This window comes from Streptomyces sp. NBC_01689 (assembly GCF_036250675.1).
In the GTDB taxonomy this organism is placed as follows: domain Bacteria; phylum Actinomycetota; class Actinomycetes; order Streptomycetales; family Streptomycetaceae; genus Streptomyces.
Map to the genome: position 1 here is coordinate 5,281,843 of NZ_CP109592.1, position 19,393 is coordinate 5,301,235.

Consider the following 19,393-nt stretch of genomic DNA (forward strand, 5'->3'; position numbering starts at 1 on the left):
CGATAACGCAGCGCGGTCGTTTCAGCCGTCACAAGAGATGGCTCCGTGCGCACGCGCCGAATCCCGCGAGGGAACCGGGGAACCACCAACTTGGGGTGAATCGAGCGTCTTTCACGGTGGAGACACCGTGGATTGACGCGCGTAGGAGACCTTCCTGCTCCGAACCCGTCAGCTAACCCGGTAGGCGAGAAGGAAGGAAAGGAGCGCGCCCACGTGGCGTCCAACCCGCCTGCCCGGCCCACCTCGTTCGCGCCGAACGAAACCCAGACGTTCGGCTACGCCCGCGGCGACGACGAGGGGCCCTGGGAGGAGTGGAATCCCACCGCGGATTCCGTCCGTCCCGTCCGCGGCCGGCACCGCGTCTCCAAGCAGCGCGGGGGCGGACTCGCCCGCAGCTCCACCGTTCTCGGCGTCGGTGTGCTGGCCGCCGTCGGCGCGGGTGGCATCGCCACCGCCGCGCCCGGCAAGCCGCCCGTGTCGATCTCGCTGCCCGACCTCTCCTCGGTCACCGAGTCGGCCAAGGCCCTGATATCCGACGGCGGTTCCAGCACGCCGAAGGGCTCCTCCACCCCGCTCACCGGCGCCGGACTGACCAGCGCCGACGCCGCGCAGGGCAACGCGGACGCCGGCGAGGCGCTGCGTGCCCGCATCATCGAGCAGGCCGAGTCCCAGCAGGACCAGGTCGACAGCGCGGCCCAGGCCGCCGCCGAGGACGCCGCCGCGAAGAAGGCGGTCGCGCTGGCCGCCGAGCAGCAGGACGAGGCCAAGGCCAAGGAAGCCGCCGCGAAGAAGAAGGCGGACGCGGAGGCCAAGCAGAAGGCCGAGGCCGCCCGCCTCGCGAAGCTCGCCAAGAGCTTCTCGCTGCCGACCTCCTCGTACACCCTGACCTCCCGCTTCGGCGACGCCGGTTCCATGTGGTCCTCCGGCTACCACACCGGTCTCGACTTCGCCGCGCCCACGGGCACGCTGATCAAGGCGGTCCACAGCGGCACCGTCACCGAGGCGGGCTGGGCCGGCGCGTACGGCTACCGGACGATCCTCACCCTCGACGACGGTACGGAGCTGTGGTTCTGCCACCAGTCCTCCATCAGCGTCAGCGTCGGCCAGAAGGTGGCCACGGGTGATGTCATCGGACGGGTCGGCGCCACCGGCAACGTGACCGGGCCGCACCTCCACCTGGAGGTCCACCCCGGCGGCGGCGACGCGATCGACCCGATGGCCTGGCTGCACAGCAAGGGCATCAACCCCTGACCCCGTGCCCGCCGAGAACACGGCGGGTGCGGAATGCGGCCGTCCGGTACGGCTGTTGAAATGGGGTATGACTCCTCTCCGCACGCTCGGATCCTCCGACATCGAGGTCTTCCCGCTCGCCCTCGGCGGCAACGTCTTCGGCTGGACCGCCGACGAGACACAGTCCTTCGCCGTCCTCGACGCCTACACGGCCGGGGGTGGCAACTTCGTCGACACCGCCGACAGCTACTCGGCCTGGGCCCCCGGCAACCAGGGCGGCGAGTCCGAGACGATCATCGGCAAGTGGTTCGCGGCGCGGGGCAACCGCTCCGATGTCGTGCTCGCCACCAAGGTCGGCGCCCATCCCCAGTACAAGGGGCTCGCCCCGGACACCATCAGGGCGGCGGCCGACGCGTCACTGCGCCGGCTCGGCACGGACTACATCGACCTCTACTACACCCACTTCGACGACACGTCGGTCCCGGTCGAGGAGATCATCGGCACCCTCGACGAACTGGTCCGGGCGGGCAAGGTCCGGGCGATCGGCGCCTCCAACCTCTCCGCCGAGCGGCTCGCGGAGTCCCTGGAGTTCTCCGACCGCGAGGGCCTCGCGCGCTACACCGCGCTCCAGCCCCACTACAACCTCGTCTCGCGCGACACCTACGAGGGCCCGCTCCAGGAGGTCGCCTCCCGGACCGGACTGGCCGCCGTCCCGTACTTCGCCCTCGCCGCGGGCTTCCTCACCGGCAAGTACCGTCCCGGCACGTCCGTCGACTCGGCACGGGCCGAGGGCGCGGGCAAGCACCTGGAGACGGAGCGGGGCCCGCGGGTCCTCGACGCCCTCGACGAGGTCGCCCGGGCCCATGACGTGCCGGTCGCCACCGTCGCCCTCGCCTGGCTCGCCGCCCGGCCCACGGTCGCGGCCCCGATCGCCTCCGCACGGACGGTGGAACAGCTTCCGGCGCTGCTCGCCGTCGCGGACCTGACGCTGAAGGACGACGAACTGGCACGGCTGACGGAGGCGTCGGCCTGAGCGGCGCGGGGGCCGGACGGCCGTCCGGCCCCCGCACCACTCAGGGCCGGTAGGGGTCGTACGCGGGGCGGGGCGCCGCCGGGTCCGGGCCCGGGTACGACCGGCCGTCCCGGGCGGACGGCTGCGCCGGCACGTACCCGTAGCCGTAGCCGCCCTGGCCATGGCCGTACGGAGGCCACGGCGGCGGCACCGCCGGTGCGGTCGCCCGAGCCGCGTACGCGAGGGAGGGACGGGCGACCTCACGGCGCCGCCACAACTCCTGGAGCAGCTCCCGCTCCCGTACGACGAAGTCCGCGCCGGCGCGGCCGCGGCGCCCCCGATGCCGCAGGAACGCCAGCGAGGTCGCGCACGCCTCGTACCGCGCGACCGACCGCGCCGCCGCCCTGCCGAAGTGGTGGGCCGCGTACTGACGGGCGATCCGGCGCGCCCGCATCGAACCGAGCACGAACGGCTCGGGCGGCGTCAGCCACCCGGCGGCCGCGTACGCGGGGAGTTCGGCGCGGACGGTCCGCAGTTCGCGCTGGCGCGTCCAGATGACGAGGAAGGTGAGCAGGCCGAACGCCGGCACCATGAACGTGCCGTACACCGCGAAGAACCCGTACTCCCCGAAGCTCGACGAGCCGTTCCACATCGCGTGCATGCCCATCGCGAGCAGCAGTCCGGCCAGGGGCAGCAGGACACGGCGCAGCCGCCGGCGCTCGGCGGACAGTGCCGCGACGCCGAAGCCGATGCCGGTGAACACGGTGAACAGGGGGTGCGCGAAGGGCGCCATCACGACCCGGACGAAGAAGGTCGCGGCGGTGACGGAGGACAGTCCGCGCTCGCCGCTGAGCTGGTCCGTGCCGAAGGCGTTGCCGAGGTAGAGGATGTTCTCGGTGAAGGCGAAGCCGGTCGCGGTGACCCCGGCGACGACCACGCCGTCGACGATCCCGGTGAAGTCCCGTCTGCGGAAGAGGAAGACCAGCAGCACGGCGGTGGCCTTCGCGGACTCCTCGACGATCGGCGCGATGACCGTCGCACCGAGCGTGTCCGCGCTCGACGGGTCGGCGGTGGCGGTCGCTATCCACCGGGTCGCGAAGCTGTTGGCGACGATCGCGATCAGGGCCGCCGCGCACGCCCCCCAGGCGAACGCGAAGATCAGGTTCCGCCAGGGGCCCGGCTCGACCCGGTCCAGCCAGCGGAACGCGGTGAGCAGGAGCGGGACGGGCAGCACGGCGAGGCCAAGACCCACCAGGAAGCCCTCCGTGCCGGTCTGCCGGCGCACCAGGGCCAGGATGACGAGACCGGAGAGCGCGAGCAGCGTGGTCGGCGCGCCGTAGCGCACCCAGGGCCGCTGCCACCAGTGCGGGTGCCGGGGCGCACCGGCGGCCTGCTCGCGGCCCGGCGGGCCGGGGTGCGCGGGGTACGCGGGAAAGCTGGCCACGGCATTGACCCTAACGAGGCAGGGGCGGCGCCCACGACGGTGCCGGAGGCGGTCCGCGGGGGTGTCAGTCGCGCGGAGTGTGCTGCTGCCGGTGCTGTACGCGCCGGAAGAGCAGGTCGTTCACCACATGACCCTTCTCCAGCCCCTGGCCCTCGAAACGGGTCAGCGGGCGGAAGGCCGGACGGGGCGCGAAACCGCCGTCCGGCGCGGTGTTCTCGAACGCGGGGTGCGCGGTCAGCACCTCCAGCATCTGTTCGGCGTACGGCTCCCAGTCGGTCGCGCAGTGCACCAGGGCGCCCGGCGCGAGGCGGGTCGCGGCGAGGTCCAGGAACTCCGGCTGGATCAGCCGGCGCTTGTGGTGGCGCTTCTTGGGCCACGGGTCGGGGAAGTACACGCGCAGCCCGCTCAGCGAGTCCGGCGGGAGCATCTCGCGGAGCAGGATGATCGCGTCGCCGTTGCCGACCCGGATGTTGGACAGTCCGTTCTGGTCCGCCAGGTTGAGCAGGTTGCCCTGGCCCGGGGTGTGCACGTCGACGGCCAGGATGCCCGTCCCCGGGTCCTCCGTGGCCATCCGTGCCGTGGCCTCCCCCATGCCGAACCCGATCTCCAGGACGACGGGAAGGCCGGCGCCGAACAGCTCGGCCAGGTCGATGACCCGCTGCCCGTCGATGTCGAGCCCCCACTTGGGCCACAGCCGCTGCAGCGCGTCCGCCTGCCCGGTCGTCACCCGGCTCCGGCGCGGCTGGAAGCTCCGGATCCGCCGCTCGAAGTGCGACCCGGCGGGATCGGCCTTCGGCCCGTCGGGGAACCGGGGCTCCCCCTTGGCACGGGGGCGCTCCCGCGGGGTGTCGCGGGTGGGCTGGGGTTCTTCGGGGGAGCTGCTCAGGAACTCAGACACAATGCGACGATTTTACGACCAGGACTCGTGGGTGCCGTCCGCTGCCGGGTGGGGGCTGCCGCCCCCAGGCCCCCGCATCGCCCGAAGGGCGTCCTCAAACGCCGGACGGGCTGAGTGTGTCCGCCTGCGCTCAAAGGCCGACGCCCGGGCATCTCCAGCCCGTCCGGCGCTTGAGGACGAGGCCGTTCAGGCCGAAGCGGGGGTTCAGGGGGCGCAGCGCCCCTGGCGGGGTCCGGGGCGGAGCCCCGGGGGTCGGGTCGGGCGGCGAGGGGACTCAGGTCGAGGCCAGCGCGGCGAGTGCCCGGCGCGCCACCTCCCTGCCGATCGGCAGCGCCGCCGTCGCGGCGGGCGACGGCGCGTTCAGCACGTGCACCGTCCGCACCCCCTCCTCGATCAGGAAGTCGTCCACCAGCGTCCCGTCCCGCAGCACCGCCTGCGCCCGCACCCCCGCCGCCGCCGGCAGCAGATCGTCCACCGTCACCGCGGGCAGCAACCGCTGCACGGCCCTGGTGAACGCCGTCCTGGACACCGACCGCCGCAGCTCCCCCGCCCCGTACCACCAGTGCCGCCGCGCCATCCGCCACGACCCGGGCCAGGCCAGGGTCGTGCCCACCTCCCGGGGCCGGATCACCCCCCACCCGTACCCCTCCCGGGCGAGCGCGGGCACCGCGTTGGGCCCGATGTGGACGTCCCCGTCGATCCCCCGGGTGAGATGCACCCCGAGGAACGGGAAGGCGGGGTCCGGCACGGGATAGACGAGCCCCCGCACCAGCTCGGGCCGCGCCAACGAGTAGTACTCGCCGCGGAACGGCACGATCCGCATGCCGGGCTCGTCCCCCGCGAGCCGCGCGATCTCGTCGCACCGCAGTCCCGCGCAGTTGACCAGCACCCGGGCGCGGACGATCGTGCCGTCGCCCGTCAGGACGGCGACTCCGAGGGCGTCCCGCCGGTCGATGCGGACGACCTCGGCGCCGTACCGGATCTCCGCGCCGGAGGACTCCGCGAGCTGCCGGGCGACCGCCACGTAGTCGCACGTCCCCGTCGTGCCGACGTGGATGGCGGCGAGGCCGCGCACCTCCGGTTCGTACTCCGAAATCTGGCCGGGGCCCAGCTCCCGCACCGGGATGCCGTTCTCCCGGCCCCGCTGCACGAGGGTGTGCAGGCGGGGCAGCTCGGACTTCTCCGTGGCGACGATCAGCTTGCCGGTGACGGCGTGCGCGATGCCGTACTCCGCGCAGAACTTGACCATCTCGGCGGCGCCGCGCACCGCGTACCGCGCCTTCAGGGAGCCCGGCCGGTAGTAGATCCCGCTGTGGATCACCCCGCTGTTGCGTCCCGTCTGATGCCGGGCCGGGCCGGGTTCCTTCTCCAGCACGGTCACCCGTGTGCCCGGCGCGGCGCGCGTGATCGCGTAGGCCGTCGACAAGCCCACGATCCCGCCGCCGATCACCAGCACATCGCAGTCGTGGACGATCCGCACCTGCTCCACCTCCCGGCTCCGATAGTGCACTGCGCCACTGACAATGCCCTCAAACCCGGAAAGCGCCGCGAAGATCGGACAGACGGACGAGTGGGCGTCGCGCGGGCGGGGAACGGGCGGGCCCGTGTCCCGCGGGGGCCCGTCCCGTCCCCGCGCACCGGGGCGGTTCCGGTTACGCGGGAGCCATCAGCAGCGGTCGCGCGCGCTCGCGGAGTTCCGCCACGCGCGGTTCGTCGCCGTACGGCTCCAGCCGGTGCAGCAGGTCCTTCACGTACTCGGTCGTGCGCGCCGAGGAGATGCGCCCGGCGACCTCCACCGCCCGTACGCCCTGTTCGCACGCCGCGTCCAGGTTGCCCGACTCGAGCTCGGCGACCGCCGACACCACCAGGCGCAGACCGTGGGAGCGGACGAACTCCTCGGTCGGCTTCGACAGCGCCTGCTCGGTGAAGCGGCGGACCTGGCGGGGCGCCTTGAGGTCGCGGTAGCACTCCGCCGCGTCGGCGGCGAACCGGTCGTACGAGTAGAAGCCCAGCCAGGAGGGATCGTTGTCGCCGTCCCGGGCGCGCTCCAGCCAGCCCTCGGCCGCCCGCAGGGCGCCGCCGGCCGCGTGGGCGTCCCCGGCGCGCGCGTGGGCGCGGGCCTCGACGAGCCGGAAGAAACTCATCGTGCGGGCCGTGGCGAGGCCGCGGTTGCGCTCCAGGGCGGCCTGGGCGAGGTCGACGCCCTCGTCGCCGAAGCCCCGGTAGGTCGCCTGGAGGGACATGGAGGCGAGCACATAGCCCCCGAGGGGGACGTCCGCCGCCGCCCTGGCGAGCCGCAGCGCCTGGATGTAGTAGCGCTGCGCCGCCTCCTGCTGGCCGGTGTCGAAGGCCATCCAGCCCGCGAGCCGGGTGAGTTCGGCGGACGCCCCGAAGAGGGCCCTTCCGACCTCGTCGGAGTACGAGCCGAGCAGCAGTGGAGCCGCCTCGACCCGCAGGCACTCCGGCACCATCGACGAACGCCAGTCGCCGCCTCCGTACTTGGAGTCCCAGCGTCTGGCGTCCTCGGCGGCCTCGCGGAGCTTCTGCACGTCGCTGTGGCCGACTTTCAGTGCCGCCGCGGAGCCCTCGGCAGGGTTCGCGTCCCGCGCCACCGAACTGTCGGCCGGGGTTATCAGCCAGCGTGAGGCGGGGGTCGCGTAGGCGCTGACGGCGAAGGAACCCGCCAGCGACTGCCAGATGCCGCCGCTGCCGGCCCGGCGGCCGGCGAGGTCGAGACGGTACAGATCGGTGGCCGAACGCACCGCCTGCCCGACGTCCCGGGGGAAGGCGAGGCCCACTTCCGGGGCGGGATCCGCGTCCGCCAGGCCGATCTCGTGGAGCGGCACCGGGCGGCCGAGCTTCTGTCCGATGGCGGCCGCGATGAGATGGGGCGCCGCCCCTTGGGGCACCATCCCCTTCGACACCCAGCGCGCCACGGACGTCTTGTCGTAGCGAAGAGTCAACCCGCGTTGAGCGCCAAGATCGTTGACGCGCCGCGCGAGTCCTGCGTTGCTGATTCCCGCGAGGGCGAGAACGGCGCCGAGTTTTTCGTTCGGCCCGCGTTGCTCCCTGGACATGCGCCACCCCTCGACACAGACGGCTGCCGCGCTGGCATAACCATGCGGCATTCGTAAACCCAGCGTAGTTCGCCGCATCCCATGCGTTAAGGGGCGTTGTTCCGGATGGCGGGATTGTGGTCCGTACGGAAGTACGGACGGTTGCGGCGTGCTCCTGGCGTGTGGCCGTGCGCCCGCCCGTGCGCTCTTCTCCGGCTATCGGGAGAGCGCTTCCATGGAGGGTGCGTGGGTCGGCCCGCTGTACTGGATCCAGTGGGCTGGGGGACACCGCCGCCTCCATCCCCGCGGGCGGCGGACCGGTCCGGGAGGCGAACTCCGCCTCCCGGACCGTGCGTCGGCCGAGCGGTGCGCAGGGCCTGTACGGAGCGTGTCCACGACTGTCCGCCCGTGGCCGATTTGGCCGAAAATCGACGGTGCCTCGCGTGGGTGATTACCGCTCCTACCACGCGACTTGAGGGCGCGCAGGGTGTCTCGGGGGAGCGTATCGGGGGCGCATTCGCGTCGCAGATCCACCCCCGTCCTCGGTGCACCGTCCCCCCGTCTCCCCCGAACGCCGCCTGTCCCGGCGGGCGTTCGCAGTTGTTCCGGATCGGCTTTGCAGTCGCCCCCCAGCGGCGCGCAGGCGTTCGCGGGGGCGCATTCCAGGGGGCGCGAGCCGTCGCAGGAAGCCTCCCGCGCGCACTCTTCGTGGCAGCATGGTGCCGAGTTCGTACGGTGCACTGGTTGTCCACAGTCCGTGGAGGCGTCGATGCGGTGGTTGGTGGGGTGGAGCAGTACCGCCGCCAGGGCGCCCGAGATCGGTTCGGCGGGCGCCACCGGAAGCGACGGCGAGACCGTGCACCCGGTGGGCTCCCAACTCCTGTGGGGCGACCCCGATCCGCTCTGGGCGGTCGGTGACTGGCGCCCCGACGAGGTCCGCGTCGTGAAGGCCGACGAGCAGAACCGGATCGCGGTCCTCGGCATCTGCGGCGCGAGCGACGAGGAGCTCAGGGTCGGCCTCTTCGCGGCGCGCGGCGGCGCACTGCGGCATCTCACCGCGTGGTCCGGCAGTTACACCGCCGTCGTCCAGGTCGGCCGCCGCGTCACCGTCGCGGGCGATCTCGCGGGCGTCCGGCCCGTCTTCTACACCCCCTGGGCCGACGGCACGGCGTACGCGACCGCCGCGCTCCCCCTCGCCGACCTCATCGAGGCCAACCTCGACTTCGGACACCTGGCGGCCGTGCTCGCGGCCCCGGACGTCCCGGCCGCCGTCCACGACTCCACCCCCTACGAGGGCGTGCGGCGCATCCCGCCGGGCCACGCACTGATCCTGCGTACCGGTGCGCGGGAGATCGCCGGCTACGAACCCGTCGCCTCGCTCGCCGTCGCTGCGCCCTCCGCCGACCCCGAGCGCGCGGTGGACGGCGTCCGCGACGCGCTGGTCGAGGCGGTGCGCGCGCGGCTCGCGGCGCCCCGGCACGTGCCCGGCACCGACATCGACCCCGGGCCCGTGCCCGGGATGGGCCCGGCGGAACGGCGCGCGGCGCGGGGCATGCCGGTGCCCGGGATCGGGGCCGACCTCTCGGGCGGACCGGCCTCGGGGACGCTGGCCCTGCTCGCCGCGGGGCTCCCCGGTGCGCCCGGGACCGTACTGGGGCATGGCACGGGAGCCGGCGAACGGCTGCTCGCGGTCACGTTCAACGACCTCACGGCGCGCGGGCGGGAGGCCGAACTGGAGCGGGCCGGGACGCTGGCCGCCAACCCGCGGCTGCACCACGTGGTCGTCGCCGGGACCGAGGAGACCCTCCCCTACGCCGACCTGGACGGACCGCTGACCGACGAGCCCGGACCCTCGCTGGTGACCGCGGCGCGGCACCGGGCGCGGCTCGCCGCCGGCAGCGCGGACCACTTCACGGGGTACGGGGCCCGGCAGGTGCTCGACGCCCATCCGGCGCGACTGGCCGACCTGCTGATGGACCGCAAGAGACGTCATCTGGTGCGGCCCGTCGCCGCGCTGGCCAAGGCCGACGGCTCGGTCATGGTTCCCGCGCGCGTGTACGGCGCGGCACGCAAGCTGGCCCGCACGCCGTACCGGACCGGTGTCGACGTCCTCGCCGACCGGCTGCTGCACCGGCGGTTCGAGGAACCCGGCGGAGCGGTCGGGGCGTCGCTCGCCGCGCTCACCTGGGCCAGGCCCGGTCCCGCGGCGCGTTGGCTGACCGGTGAGGCGTTGGCTGAAGTATCGGTTCGCCTGCAGGGAATCACAGGTCGGCCGGGGGTCGGGCCCGGACAGCGGCCCGGTGACTTCCGGGCCCGTGCGGCGCTCGCCCGGCATGCCGGGGATCTCCGTGTCCTGGAGCAGGCCGCCGAGATCCGGTTCCAGCGGCTGCACATGCCGTTCCTCGACAACCAGGTGGTCCGCGCCTGCCGTGTCCTTCCGGAGGCGCTGCGGGTGCAGCCGGGGGCGCGGGCGGAGATCCTGCGTTCGGTGCTGGAGGGGGCCGGGGTCGCCGAACTGCCGCCCGGGTGGGGGGCGCCGTCGCACGCGTCCTCGGCGGCGGCCGCGCGGACGGGGCTGCGGGTGGCCGCGGACTCCCTGATCGCGCTCTTCGACACGCCGTTGCTCGCGCAGGCGGGGCTGGTGGAGGCGCGGGTCGTCCGCAAGGCCCTGCGGGCGGCCGCGGCGGGGGAGCCGCTGCCGCTGGACGGGCTCGCGGACCTGGTCGCCCTGGAGCTGTGGCTGCGACGGCTGCTGGCCCGCCGGGGGACGTGCTGGACGGGGACGCCCGCCCGGCAGCGGGCGGTACCCGCGGGGATCGTTCCGCAGGGGCGGGCGTTGGGGGCGGGGGCCGGGGGGCGGGGGTAGGCCGCCGGGTCGACGTCCGCGGGTGGTGCGGGCGGCGGTGGTGGGTCGGGGCCGCGCCGGTGTACCGAGGCCGTCGCCGCTGGATCAGACGTGGACCGGGCATGCGAGCCGCTGCTCGACCCGGACGTAAGCGACGGCCTCGGCACACCGGCACGGCCCCTTCCGAGCGTCGCCGGGTCCGGGTCCGGGTCCGGGTGCGGATCGGTGGCGGGGCAGGCGCGTATCTTCAGCCCGTCCGGCGTTTGAGGACGAGCCCTTCGGGCGATGGGGGGCCAGGGGGCGCAGCGCCCCCTGGTGGGGGTCTGGGGGCGGAGCCCCCAGGTACAGATGGGACGGGTAGGGGCGGCGGGGGCGAGGGACGGGTTTCGGCGGCAGCGACGGGCGCGACGCCCGGTCGGAGGGGAAACCCTCGGCCCCACTCACCCGCGCCGGTGAGAATGGGTACGTGCGGTACAGAATCCTGGGAGTCGCCCAGGCGGAGGACGAGCGGGGAACCCCGACCACGGTCGGCGGCCCCCGCGTCCGCGCGCTCCTCACCGCCCTGGCCCGCCGCCCCGACCGCACCACCTCCCCGGAAACCCTGATCGACGAGGTGTGGGCCGACGACCCCCCGCTGGACGCACCGGCCGCCCTGCAGGCCCTGGTCGGCCGTCTGCGCCGCGCCCTCGGCAGGGACGCCGTCGTCTCGGAGCCCGGCGGCTACCGTCTGCGCGCCACCAGCGACGACATCGACCTGTTCGTCTTCGAGCGACTGGTGCGCGAAGGCACCGCGGCCCTCGGACACGGCGACGCCCCCACCGCCGCCCGCAGCCTCCGCGAGGCCCTCGCCCTGTGGCGCGGCCCCGCCCTCGCGGACCTCCCCGACCGCGGCGCCGCCACCCGCGTCGAGGCACTCCGCCTGGAGGCGACGCGCACCCGCATCGAGGCGGACCTGCGACTCGGCCGCGCCCCCGACCTCGTACCCGAACTGCGGGAGCTGACGGCCGACCACCCGTACGACGAGGCCCTGCGCGCGCTGCTTCTCCGGGCCCTGCGCGACGCGGGCCGCGGCGCGGACGCGCTGGCCGCGTACGAGGAGGTGCGCCGCGCCCTGCTGGACGGCCTGGGTACCGATCCGGGTCCGGAACTGCGTTCCCTGCACGCGGAGCTGCTCGGCCGGGAGAGCGGGCCGACGCCGATACCCGTCCGGCCCGGGCGGAACAGCAACATCCGCCCGCGGCTGAACTCCTTCGTCGGGAGGGAGACCGATCTGGAGGCCATCCGCTCCGATCTGCGGGGGGCCCGCCTGGTCACGCTGACCGGGCCGGGCGGTTCGGGGAAGACCCGCCTCGCCGAGGAGGCCGCCACCGGGCTTCCGCAGGCGTGGCTGGTCGAACTGGCCCCGCTCGACCGGCCGGAGGCGGTCCCCGGCGCCGTGGTCAGCGCCCTTGGCCTGCGCGAGACCGCGCTGATGAGCAACGAGACGGTCACCGGCCAGGACGACCCGGTCGCCCTGCTCGTCGAGTACTGCGCCGCCCGCCCCCTGCTCCTCGTCCTCGACAACTGCGAACACGTCATCGGCGCCGCGGCCGACCTCGCCGAGACCCTCCTCACCCATTGCCCCGGGCTCACGATCCTCGCCACCAGCCGTGAACCCCTGGGCGTGCCCGGCGAGTCGGTGCGCCCGGTCGAGCCGCTCCCGCCCGATCCCGCACGGCGTCTGTTCACCCAGCGCGCGGCCGCCGTGCGTCCCGGTGCCGACGTGGCGCTGGGCGATCCGGACGCGGTGGACGAGATCTGCCGGCGGCTCGACGGCCTGCCCCTGGCCATCGAACTGGCCGCCGCCCGACTGCGGTTGCTCACCCCGCGGCAGATCGCCGACCGCCTCGACGACCGCTTCCGGCTGCTCACCTCCGGGAGCCGCACCGTGCTGCCCCGCCAGCAGACCCTGCGCGCCGTCGTCGACTGGTCCTGGGACCTGCTCGACGAGGCGGAGCGGACCGTGCTCCGCGAGGCGTCGGTCTTCGCCGGCGGCTGGGACCTCGCCGCCGCCGAGGCCGTCTGCACCGGTCCCGCCGCCCACCTCGTCGGCGCCCTCGTCGACAAGTCCCTCGTCGTCGCGACCCCGTACGACCCGGACGACGACAGGAGCGGCGCCGCCGGGACGCGTGGCGGCGGAGGCATGCGGTACCGGATGCTGGAGACCATCCACGAGTACGCCGCCGAGCGTGCCGCCGAGGTTCCGGATCTGCGCGCCGAGGCCGAGCGCCGCCACCGCGTGTGGGCACGCGGGCTCGCCGAGCGGGCCGAGCCGCTGCTGCGTTCCGCCGCCCAACTGCCCTGGATCCGCCGTCTGGAGACCGAACTCGACAACATCCGGGCGGCCCTGCACCGCGCACTCGTCGCAGGTGCCGAGGAGGAGGCGGGCTCGCTCGTCCTGGCCATGGGCTGGTTCTGGTGGCTGCGCAACTTCCGTGACGAGGGCACGGACTGGACGGACCGCGTCCTGCGCCTGGGAGCGGCGCTGGACGCGACCGGATCCGCGCCCGGCGCGCACGGAGGCGCCGGGCTCGCCGGGCTCGAACGCTTCGACCCGCTGGACGCCTTCCTCGACGCGCCGGGCAGGGAGGAGTCCCACCCGCTGCACCGTCTGCGGATGCGGGTGCGGATGCTGCACCTGTTCATGCGGGTGGAGACCGAGCAGCTGGGCGAGGAGACGAACCCCCGCCTGAGGGAGTACGTCGAGCGAGTGCGGGACGCCTTCGAGAAGGGCGGCCCGGACGCGGCGAGCATGCCGGGCATCGTCTGGCCGATGGCCGCCTTCTTCCTGAGCGGCTCGTACGACGTGCGCCCGGCGATGGAGAAGGCGGTCGCCAACTGCCGTGCTTACGGGGACGACTGGGCGATCGGCGTCACCCTGATGTTCCGTACCCACATGGTCGTCGACGCTCCGGGCGGCATGCCCGGCGTGGACGACGACCTCGCCGAACTGCGCGTGCTGAGCAGGCGGGTGGGCGACCGCTGGATGCGCGCCCAGGTGTGCAGCGCCGCCGCGGAGGCGGCCATGGCGCGCGGCCTCTTCGACGAGGCGAAGGCGGAGTACGAGGAGGCGCTGCGGCTCGCCTTCGAGGTCGGCGCGAACGCCGAGACGCCGTTCCTGCTGGCGCGGCTGGCCGAACTCGCCTACCGCTCCGGCGAGCGCGCGCAGACGCTGGCCGCCCTTGACGAGGCGGACGCGGCGGCCGATCGGTACGGGGTGACGGACTCCCGGGCCTTCGTCCGGCTGCTGCGCGCCCAGCTGGCGCTGGACGACGACGAGACGGCCCTCGCGCGCGACATGTGGAGCAAGGCCCACGAGATGAGCCTGCGCGGCACTCCGCCGCCCCAGTTCATGGCGGCGCTGAACTGGGTGGAGGCGCTCATCACGGCCGCCGAGTCCGGCCCGGAGCGCGGCCTGCGGAAGATGGCCGCCGCCCTGGACGCGGCCGTCGCGGGGCGGTGCGCCGACACGGTGACGGCAAGCCTGGTCGAGAGCGCGGCGGGTCTGCTGTCCGGGCTCGGCGACCATGCCCGCGCGACCCGGCTGCTCACCGCGGGGGAGCGGTGGCGCGGCGGTCACCCCCGGCTCGCCCTGGAGCGTGCCGCGGCGGAACGCGGCGAGGCCGCCGCCCGGGCGGTCCTCGGCTCCGGCCGCTATGCGTCGGAGCGCGGCAGGGGGGCCGGTTTCACCGCCGACGACGCGCTGCGCGATCTCGCGGACGCGGTGCGGGAGCACCCCGCGCGGGAGCCCTCCGTGGGGAGCCGGTAGCCCGGTGGGCCCGGCGGCCGGCAGGGTTCGGCGCCGCTGACGGCGCCGCCCCGGACGTGGTGGGGCTCACCGGCACTCGAACTTCGACTCCGCCCAGTCCGCCAGCGTCACGGAGTCGAACGGTGTGCGCGGTTCCACGACGAGCCGGACCGTCCTGCGGCCCGTGAGGTCCACCCGGACGGGGATCGCGCGGTCCCCGCCCGCGACCAGGGGTGACCGCCACAGGTGTGCTCCGTCGGCGTAGACGGAGAAGCTGACCCGGCCGAGCCCCATCGTCAGGTCGTCGACGCCGACCCGGGCCTCGTAGGCCGAGCAGGGGCGGTTGAGGTCGACGGTGACGGAGGACGCGCCGTGGACGGTCACTCCGTACGCGTACCGCTGGTCCGCGATCGACATCCCCCAGCGCTGCCAGACCCAGCTGCTCGCGCCGAGCCGCATCTCGGGCCGGGTGTGGTCGCCGGTGAGGTCGTAGCGCAGCTGGTTCCACCGGTAGACGACCGGCTCGGGTGCGGGCGTCGGGGTGGGCGCCGGGTCCGGGGGCAGCGGCGGCGACGGGGGCGGGGGCGGTGTGGGGTCGGGGGTGGGGTCCGCGGCCGTCTTCGTGGGGGTCGGGGACGGCGTGGGCGCGGGTTTCGGGGGGGACTTCGGCGCCGGGGCGGGGGCGGGGGCGCGCGTGGGCACGGTCGCCGCGACCGGCTGCTGCGGCGCGGGCCTCTTCGACGGCGGGAGCGCCGGTGTCCGGGGCGGCGCTTCGACGGCGGGGGAGGCGGCGGGTCTGGCCTCGGGTTTCCTGGCGGCGGTCTCGTTGCCCACCAGGGCGAGTGCGACCGCCGCGGCGGCCACGGCGACGACGCCCGCCGCGATCCCGGCCTTGACGGGCGCCCCGAGCCCTTCGGAGGCGGCCGCGCCGCCGCCGGCCGCACCGGAGCCGCCCGCCGCGGCGGCCGCGCCCGCCGCGCCCGCCGCGCCGGCTCCGGCACCGCCGGCGATGAGCGCGACGGCCTTCGCGTACCCGGCGGCGCCGAACCAGCCGATGACCGCGACCGGCACGACGGCCGGGATACCGCTCGCGACCTCCTTGATCTGGCCCGCGGCCAGCCGGCACTTCGCGCACTCCTCCAGGTGCTTGCGCAGCCCGCGCTCGGCCCGGGTGCGCAGTCCGCCGCGGGCGTAGGCGCCGAGCCGGTCGGCGTAGCGCGCGCACTCCTCGTCGCCGGTGAGCGTGGCGCTCACGTGGGCCTGGAGGTAGGCCTGCTTGAGCCCCTCGCGGGCGCGGCTGGCGAGGACACGGGTGCCGTTGGCGTCCAGCCCGAAGAGCGTGGCGACCTCGCTCGGCGACTCGTCCTCGACCTCCGTGTGCCACAGCACCGCCTGCCAGCGCTCCGGCAGCGAGCGGAACGCCTGCATGGCCATCGACCGGTCGGCCTCGCGCAGCGCGCGCGCGTCGGCGCCGAGGCCGAGCGTGTCGTCGTCGGGGCTCTCCGTGCCGCGCGCGGTCTGCGCGGCGAACACCGCGAAGTCGTCGACCAGTTGCTCGCGTTTCGCGGTCTTCGTCCAGTGGGCGGCGACCCGGCGGACGGTGGTCAGCAGGTACGCGCGTACGGCGTGCTCGGGGCCGTGGCCGCCGCGCACCGCCTGGAGCATGCGAGCGAACACCTCGGCGGTCAGGTCGTCCGCGGTGTGCGCGTCCCGGCAGCAGGTACGGGCGTAGCGGCGGACGGCCTCCGCGTGGCGGCGGTACAGCGCCTCGTAGGCCGTGTCGTCGCCTGAGCGCATGCGTCCGATCAGATCGGCGTCGGACGGCGGCTGTTCGGGCGGGGACGGCAGCACACTGCTGACGTCGCGGGGGTCGAACCGGTCGCGCTGCGCCGGGACGCTGGGGTCGCCGGTCGGGCCCTGGCCGCCCCCGGAGGGGCCGGGGAGGTGCGGGGCGCCGGACGGGTTCGGGACGCCCGCGGGCCTCGGGGGGGCGGAGGGGCCCAGATCGTCTCCCGGGGGTCCGCCCTGGCTGGGAACCTGCTGCGAGGGCAGGCCACCCGCCTCCGCGCCCCCGTCACCGAGTGACTCGTCCCGCCCGTCAACGCTCATCGCGGAAAGCCCCCGCCTGCACACACTCGGACCCGAATACCGGGACAGAGTGCCACACGGTTCCGGGGCGGGACCGTGTCTCACGGACCAACCACTCGTCCGTGGGGTTTTGCCGCACGAGAGCTCTAGCGGTCACCCGTTTGGGGAATAGTCAATAAATGCTTCCGGAGGGGGAGTTGGCACGATGACCGCTATGTACCGTTGTGTACGCCCGTGTTGGGCGTCGGCCGGAGAAAGCCGCACGGCCCGCGCCACCCGACGCGACGGGTGACACGGGCCGTGCCGGTGGTGCGGGTCGTGCGGGTGGCGCGGTGGTTCGGACGGGCGGACGGTGCGCGGGGTGTGAGCACCGCTCCCCGCGCCCGTGGACGGCGTGCGCGACGGCGTGCGCGCGGCGCGGCTGTCCGGAGCGCCCGTGTCCGGAGCGCCCGCGCCCGGTGGTCCACCGCCGCGGGAGATCCGGTCGCCGCCGGACGGGTCCGTGGCCGCTCACGCCGGGCGCGAGCGCAGTCCCTCCAGCAGGATGTCCAGCAACCGGGCCGAGGCCGCGGCCTGCTGGGCGGCGTCCGGCAGCGAGGGCGCGGCCGTGGCGATCACCAGCAGTACGTCCGCCACGGTCACGTCCGGGCGCAGCTCGCCCGCGGCCCGCGCCCGGTCCACCAGCCGGCCCACCACGTCGAGCAGCGCGGCCGCTCCGGCGTCGTCGACCACGTCCTCGGGCGAAGGCCTCTGCTCGACGAGCCTGAGCTCGGTGCCGGACTGGGACCGCTGCTGAGGCACCCGGGCCTCGTCCGCGACGGTCTCGTCCTCCGCGACACCGACCCGCAGGATCTGCGGCGGCAGCAGCCGTCCCGCGCCCGAGGCCACCGACGTCCGCAGGAAGCGCGAGAGCGCCGACCACGGTTCGTCCTCCTGACCGAGCGCCGTGCGCGCCTGATCGGTCAGCCGGGAGGTCTCCTCCTCGGCTATCCGGCGCACCAGGACGTCCTTGCTCGGGAAGCGCCGGTACACCGTGCCGACACCGACCCGGGCGCGCCGCGCGACGTCCTCCATCGGCGCGCCGTATCCCAGCTCGCCGAAGACCTCGCGCGCCGCGCGCAGTACGTGTTCCAGATTGCGCTGTGCGTCCACGCGCAGCGGCGCCGTCCGCGATCCGTCCCCCGGACCACGGCCGTTGCCGCCCGCTGCCGCGCCGACCGTGCCACCGGATGCGATGGCAGACGCGGACGACCAATGAGAGTCCTGAATGTGCATAAGCGTTCCCCCGGTAATGACGTCTCCCCCCGGAGACTCCCCGCCATTGGAAGGCGGGGCGAGTGGAACGGGCCTGATTCCCGAACCCGCCGCGCGGACTCGTCCAGCACATCCCCCTACACCCCGTCGACACACGAACATAGTTGAGTGAGGGTCAATTCAGAAGGGGCAGGTTCCGCACGGAGCGCCCCCCGATCGGAGTACGGGCCGGATACCTCCCGTTTACGCCCCCTCCGCACCCCCTATTCACCCGTACTGACCTGCGAATTTCCCGCGTACTCCGGCAAATCGACCAACCCTCCGCGTTCACGGCGGCCGGTCACACAAATTGTCGAGCCTGTGGACAAACTCCAGAGCTGGGTGCGTCATGGGATGGTGAAGGAACCTGTGCGCATTCTCATCGTCGGCGGCGGCTACGTCGGGATGTACACCGCCCTCCGTCTCCAGCGGAAGTTGAAGTCGGAACTTAAACGGGGCGAGGTCGAGCTCGTCGTCGTCTCGCCCGACCCCTATATGACGTATCAGCCGTTCCTTCCCGAAGCGGCCGCCGGCTCGATCTCCCCGCGCCATGTGGTCGTCCCGCTGCGCCGGGTCCTCGACCGCTGCCGGATCGTCATCGGCGAGGTCCGTTCCATCGACCACGCCCGGCGCACCGCGACGCTCAGCACGCTCGCCACCGAGGAGGGCGTGGGCACGGAACAGCTCACCTACGACGAACTCGTCCTCGCCCCCGGCTCGATCTCGCGCGCCCTCCCGATCCCCGGCCTCGCCGACTTCGCCATCGGCTTCAAGACCGTCGAGGAGGCCATCGGCCTGCGCAACCACGTCATCGAGCAGATGGACATCGCCTCCTCCACCCGCGACCCCGCGATCCGCGACGCGGCCCTGACCTTCGTCTTCGTGGGAGGCGGATACGCGGGCGTCGAGGCGCTCGGCGAGCTGGAGGACATGGCCCGCTACACGGCGCGGTATTACCACAACATCGAGCCCGGGGACATGAAGTGGATCCTCGTCGAGGCCTCCGACCGCATCCTCCCCGAGGTCGGCGAGGAGATGGGCAAGTACACGATCACCGAGCTGCGCCGCCGCAACATCGACGTACGCCTGGGCACCCGCCTCGACTCCTGCGCCGACCGGATCGCCGTCCTCAGTGACGGCGCCCGCTTCCCCACCCGTACGGTCGTGTGGACCGCCGGGGTGAAGCCGCACCCGGTGCTCGCCGCGACCGACCTGCCGCTGAACGCACGCGGCCGTCTCCGGTGCACCCCGCAGCTCACCGTCGACGGCACCCCGCACGCGTGGGCGGCCGGAGACGCCGCCGCCGTGCCCGACGTCACCGCCGCGGAGACCGGCACGGAGACCGCGCCCAACGCCCAGCACGCGGTGCGCCAGGCCGGCGTCCTCGGGGACAACATCGCGCACTCCCTGCGCGGCGAACCGCTCGAGACGTACTCCCACAAGTACGTCGGCTCGGTCGCGTCCCTGGGGCTGCACAAGGGCGTCGCGCACGTCTACGGCCGCAAGCTGAAGGGCTATCCTGCCTGGTTCATGCACCGCGTCTACCACCTCAGCAGGGTCCCGACCTTCAACCGCAAGGCCCGTGTACTCGCCGAATGGACCTTGGCGGGACTCTTCAAGAGGGAGATCGTGTCCCTCGGATCCCTCGAACACCCCCGAGCGGAGTTCGAACTCGCGGCCGGTGGAAAACATCCGCTCGACCCGAAGCTCGACCCGAAGGGGTCGTCCTGACCGGAGTCA

General features: G+C 74.1%; 11 protein-coding genes and 1 riboswitch. Of the genes, 5 read left to right on the forward strand and 6 right to left on the reverse strand.

Annotated features, from left to right (window positions below; genetic code table 11):
• Window positions 1-44 precede the first annotated feature (44 nt).
• Window positions 45-202, forward strand: a riboswitch (cyclic di-AMP (ydaO/yuaA leader).
• 11 nt (window positions 203-213) lie between these two features.
• A complete protein-coding gene (locus OG776_RS22490; protein WP_148009143.1) occupies window positions 214-1,251 on the forward strand; it encodes a M23 family metallopeptidase in 1,038 nt (345 codons plus the stop codon).
• Window positions 1,252-1,318: 67 nt separating this feature from the next.
• Window positions 1,319-2,263, forward strand: a complete 945-nt coding sequence (locus OG776_RS22495) for an aldo/keto reductase (RefSeq protein WP_148009142.1) — start codon at window positions 1,319-1,321, stop codon at window positions 2,261-2,263.
• A 40-nt stretch (window positions 2,264-2,303) separates the two neighbouring features.
• Here OG776_RS22495 and OG776_RS22500 read toward each other — a convergent pair whose 3' ends face one another.
• The 4 genes from OG776_RS22500 to OG776_RS22515 form a co-directional block, all read right to left on the reverse strand.
• Window positions 2,304-3,686, reverse strand: coding sequence for a PrsW family intramembrane metalloprotease (locus tag OG776_RS22500; protein ID WP_148009141.1), 1,383 nt, complete (start codon window positions 3,684-3,686; stop codon window positions 2,304-2,306).
• 64 nt (window positions 3,687-3,750) lie between these two features.
• A complete protein-coding gene (trmB, locus tag OG776_RS22505; RefSeq protein ID WP_443077374.1) occupies window positions 3,751-4,572 on the reverse strand; it encodes a tRNA (guanosine(46)-N7)-methyltransferase TrmB in 822 nt (273 codons plus the stop codon).
• A gap of 286 nt (window positions 4,573-4,858) precedes the next feature.
• Window positions 4,859-6,094, reverse strand: coding sequence for an L-2-hydroxyglutarate oxidase (lhgO, locus tag OG776_RS22510; protein ID WP_329322440.1), 1,236 nt, complete (start codon window positions 6,092-6,094; stop codon window positions 4,859-4,861).
• A gap of 142 nt (window positions 6,095-6,236) precedes the next feature.
• Complete coding sequence (locus tag OG776_RS22515) at window positions 6,237-7,661, reverse strand: MFS transporter (protein ID WP_148009140.1); 1,425 nt, start codon at window positions 7,659-7,661, stop codon at window positions 6,237-6,239.
• 748 nt (window positions 7,662-8,409) lie between these two features.
• Between OG776_RS22515 and OG776_RS22520 the strand changes: the two genes are divergently transcribed.
• Both OG776_RS22520 and OG776_RS22525 read left to right on the forward strand, forming a co-directional pair.
• Window positions 8,410-10,506, forward strand: coding sequence for an asparagine synthase-related protein (locus tag OG776_RS22520; RefSeq protein ID WP_329322443.1), 2,097 nt, complete (start codon window positions 8,410-8,412; stop codon window positions 10,504-10,506).
• Between the two features lie 445 nt (window positions 10,507-10,951).
• On the forward strand, window positions 10,952-14,293 hold the full coding sequence (locus OG776_RS22525; RefSeq protein ID WP_329322445.1) for a BTAD domain-containing putative transcriptional regulator: 3,342 nt from the start codon (window positions 10,952-10,954) through the stop codon (window positions 14,291-14,293).
• Window positions 14,294-14,359: 66 nt separating this feature from the next.
• Here the strand turns inward: OG776_RS22525 and OG776_RS22530 are convergent, their stop codons facing one another.
• Entirely contained in the window at window positions 14,360-16,381 is a 2,022-nt protein-coding gene (locus OG776_RS22530; protein WP_329322447.1) for a sigma-70 family RNA polymerase sigma factor, read from the reverse strand.
• Between the two features lie 489 nt (window positions 16,382-16,870).
• Entirely contained in the window at window positions 16,871-17,635 is a 765-nt protein-coding gene (locus OG776_RS22535; protein ID WP_148009139.1) for a TetR/AcrR family transcriptional regulator, read from the reverse strand.
• A 372-nt stretch (window positions 17,636-18,007) separates the two neighbouring features.
• On the opposite strand from OG776_RS22535, the gene OG776_RS22540 reads away from it, so the two are divergent.
• Complete coding sequence (locus OG776_RS22540; protein ID WP_329322449.1) at window positions 18,008-19,384, forward strand: NAD(P)/FAD-dependent oxidoreductase; 1,377 nt, start codon at window positions 18,008-18,010, stop codon at window positions 19,382-19,384.
• Window positions 19,385-19,393: the final 9 nt, after the last annotated feature.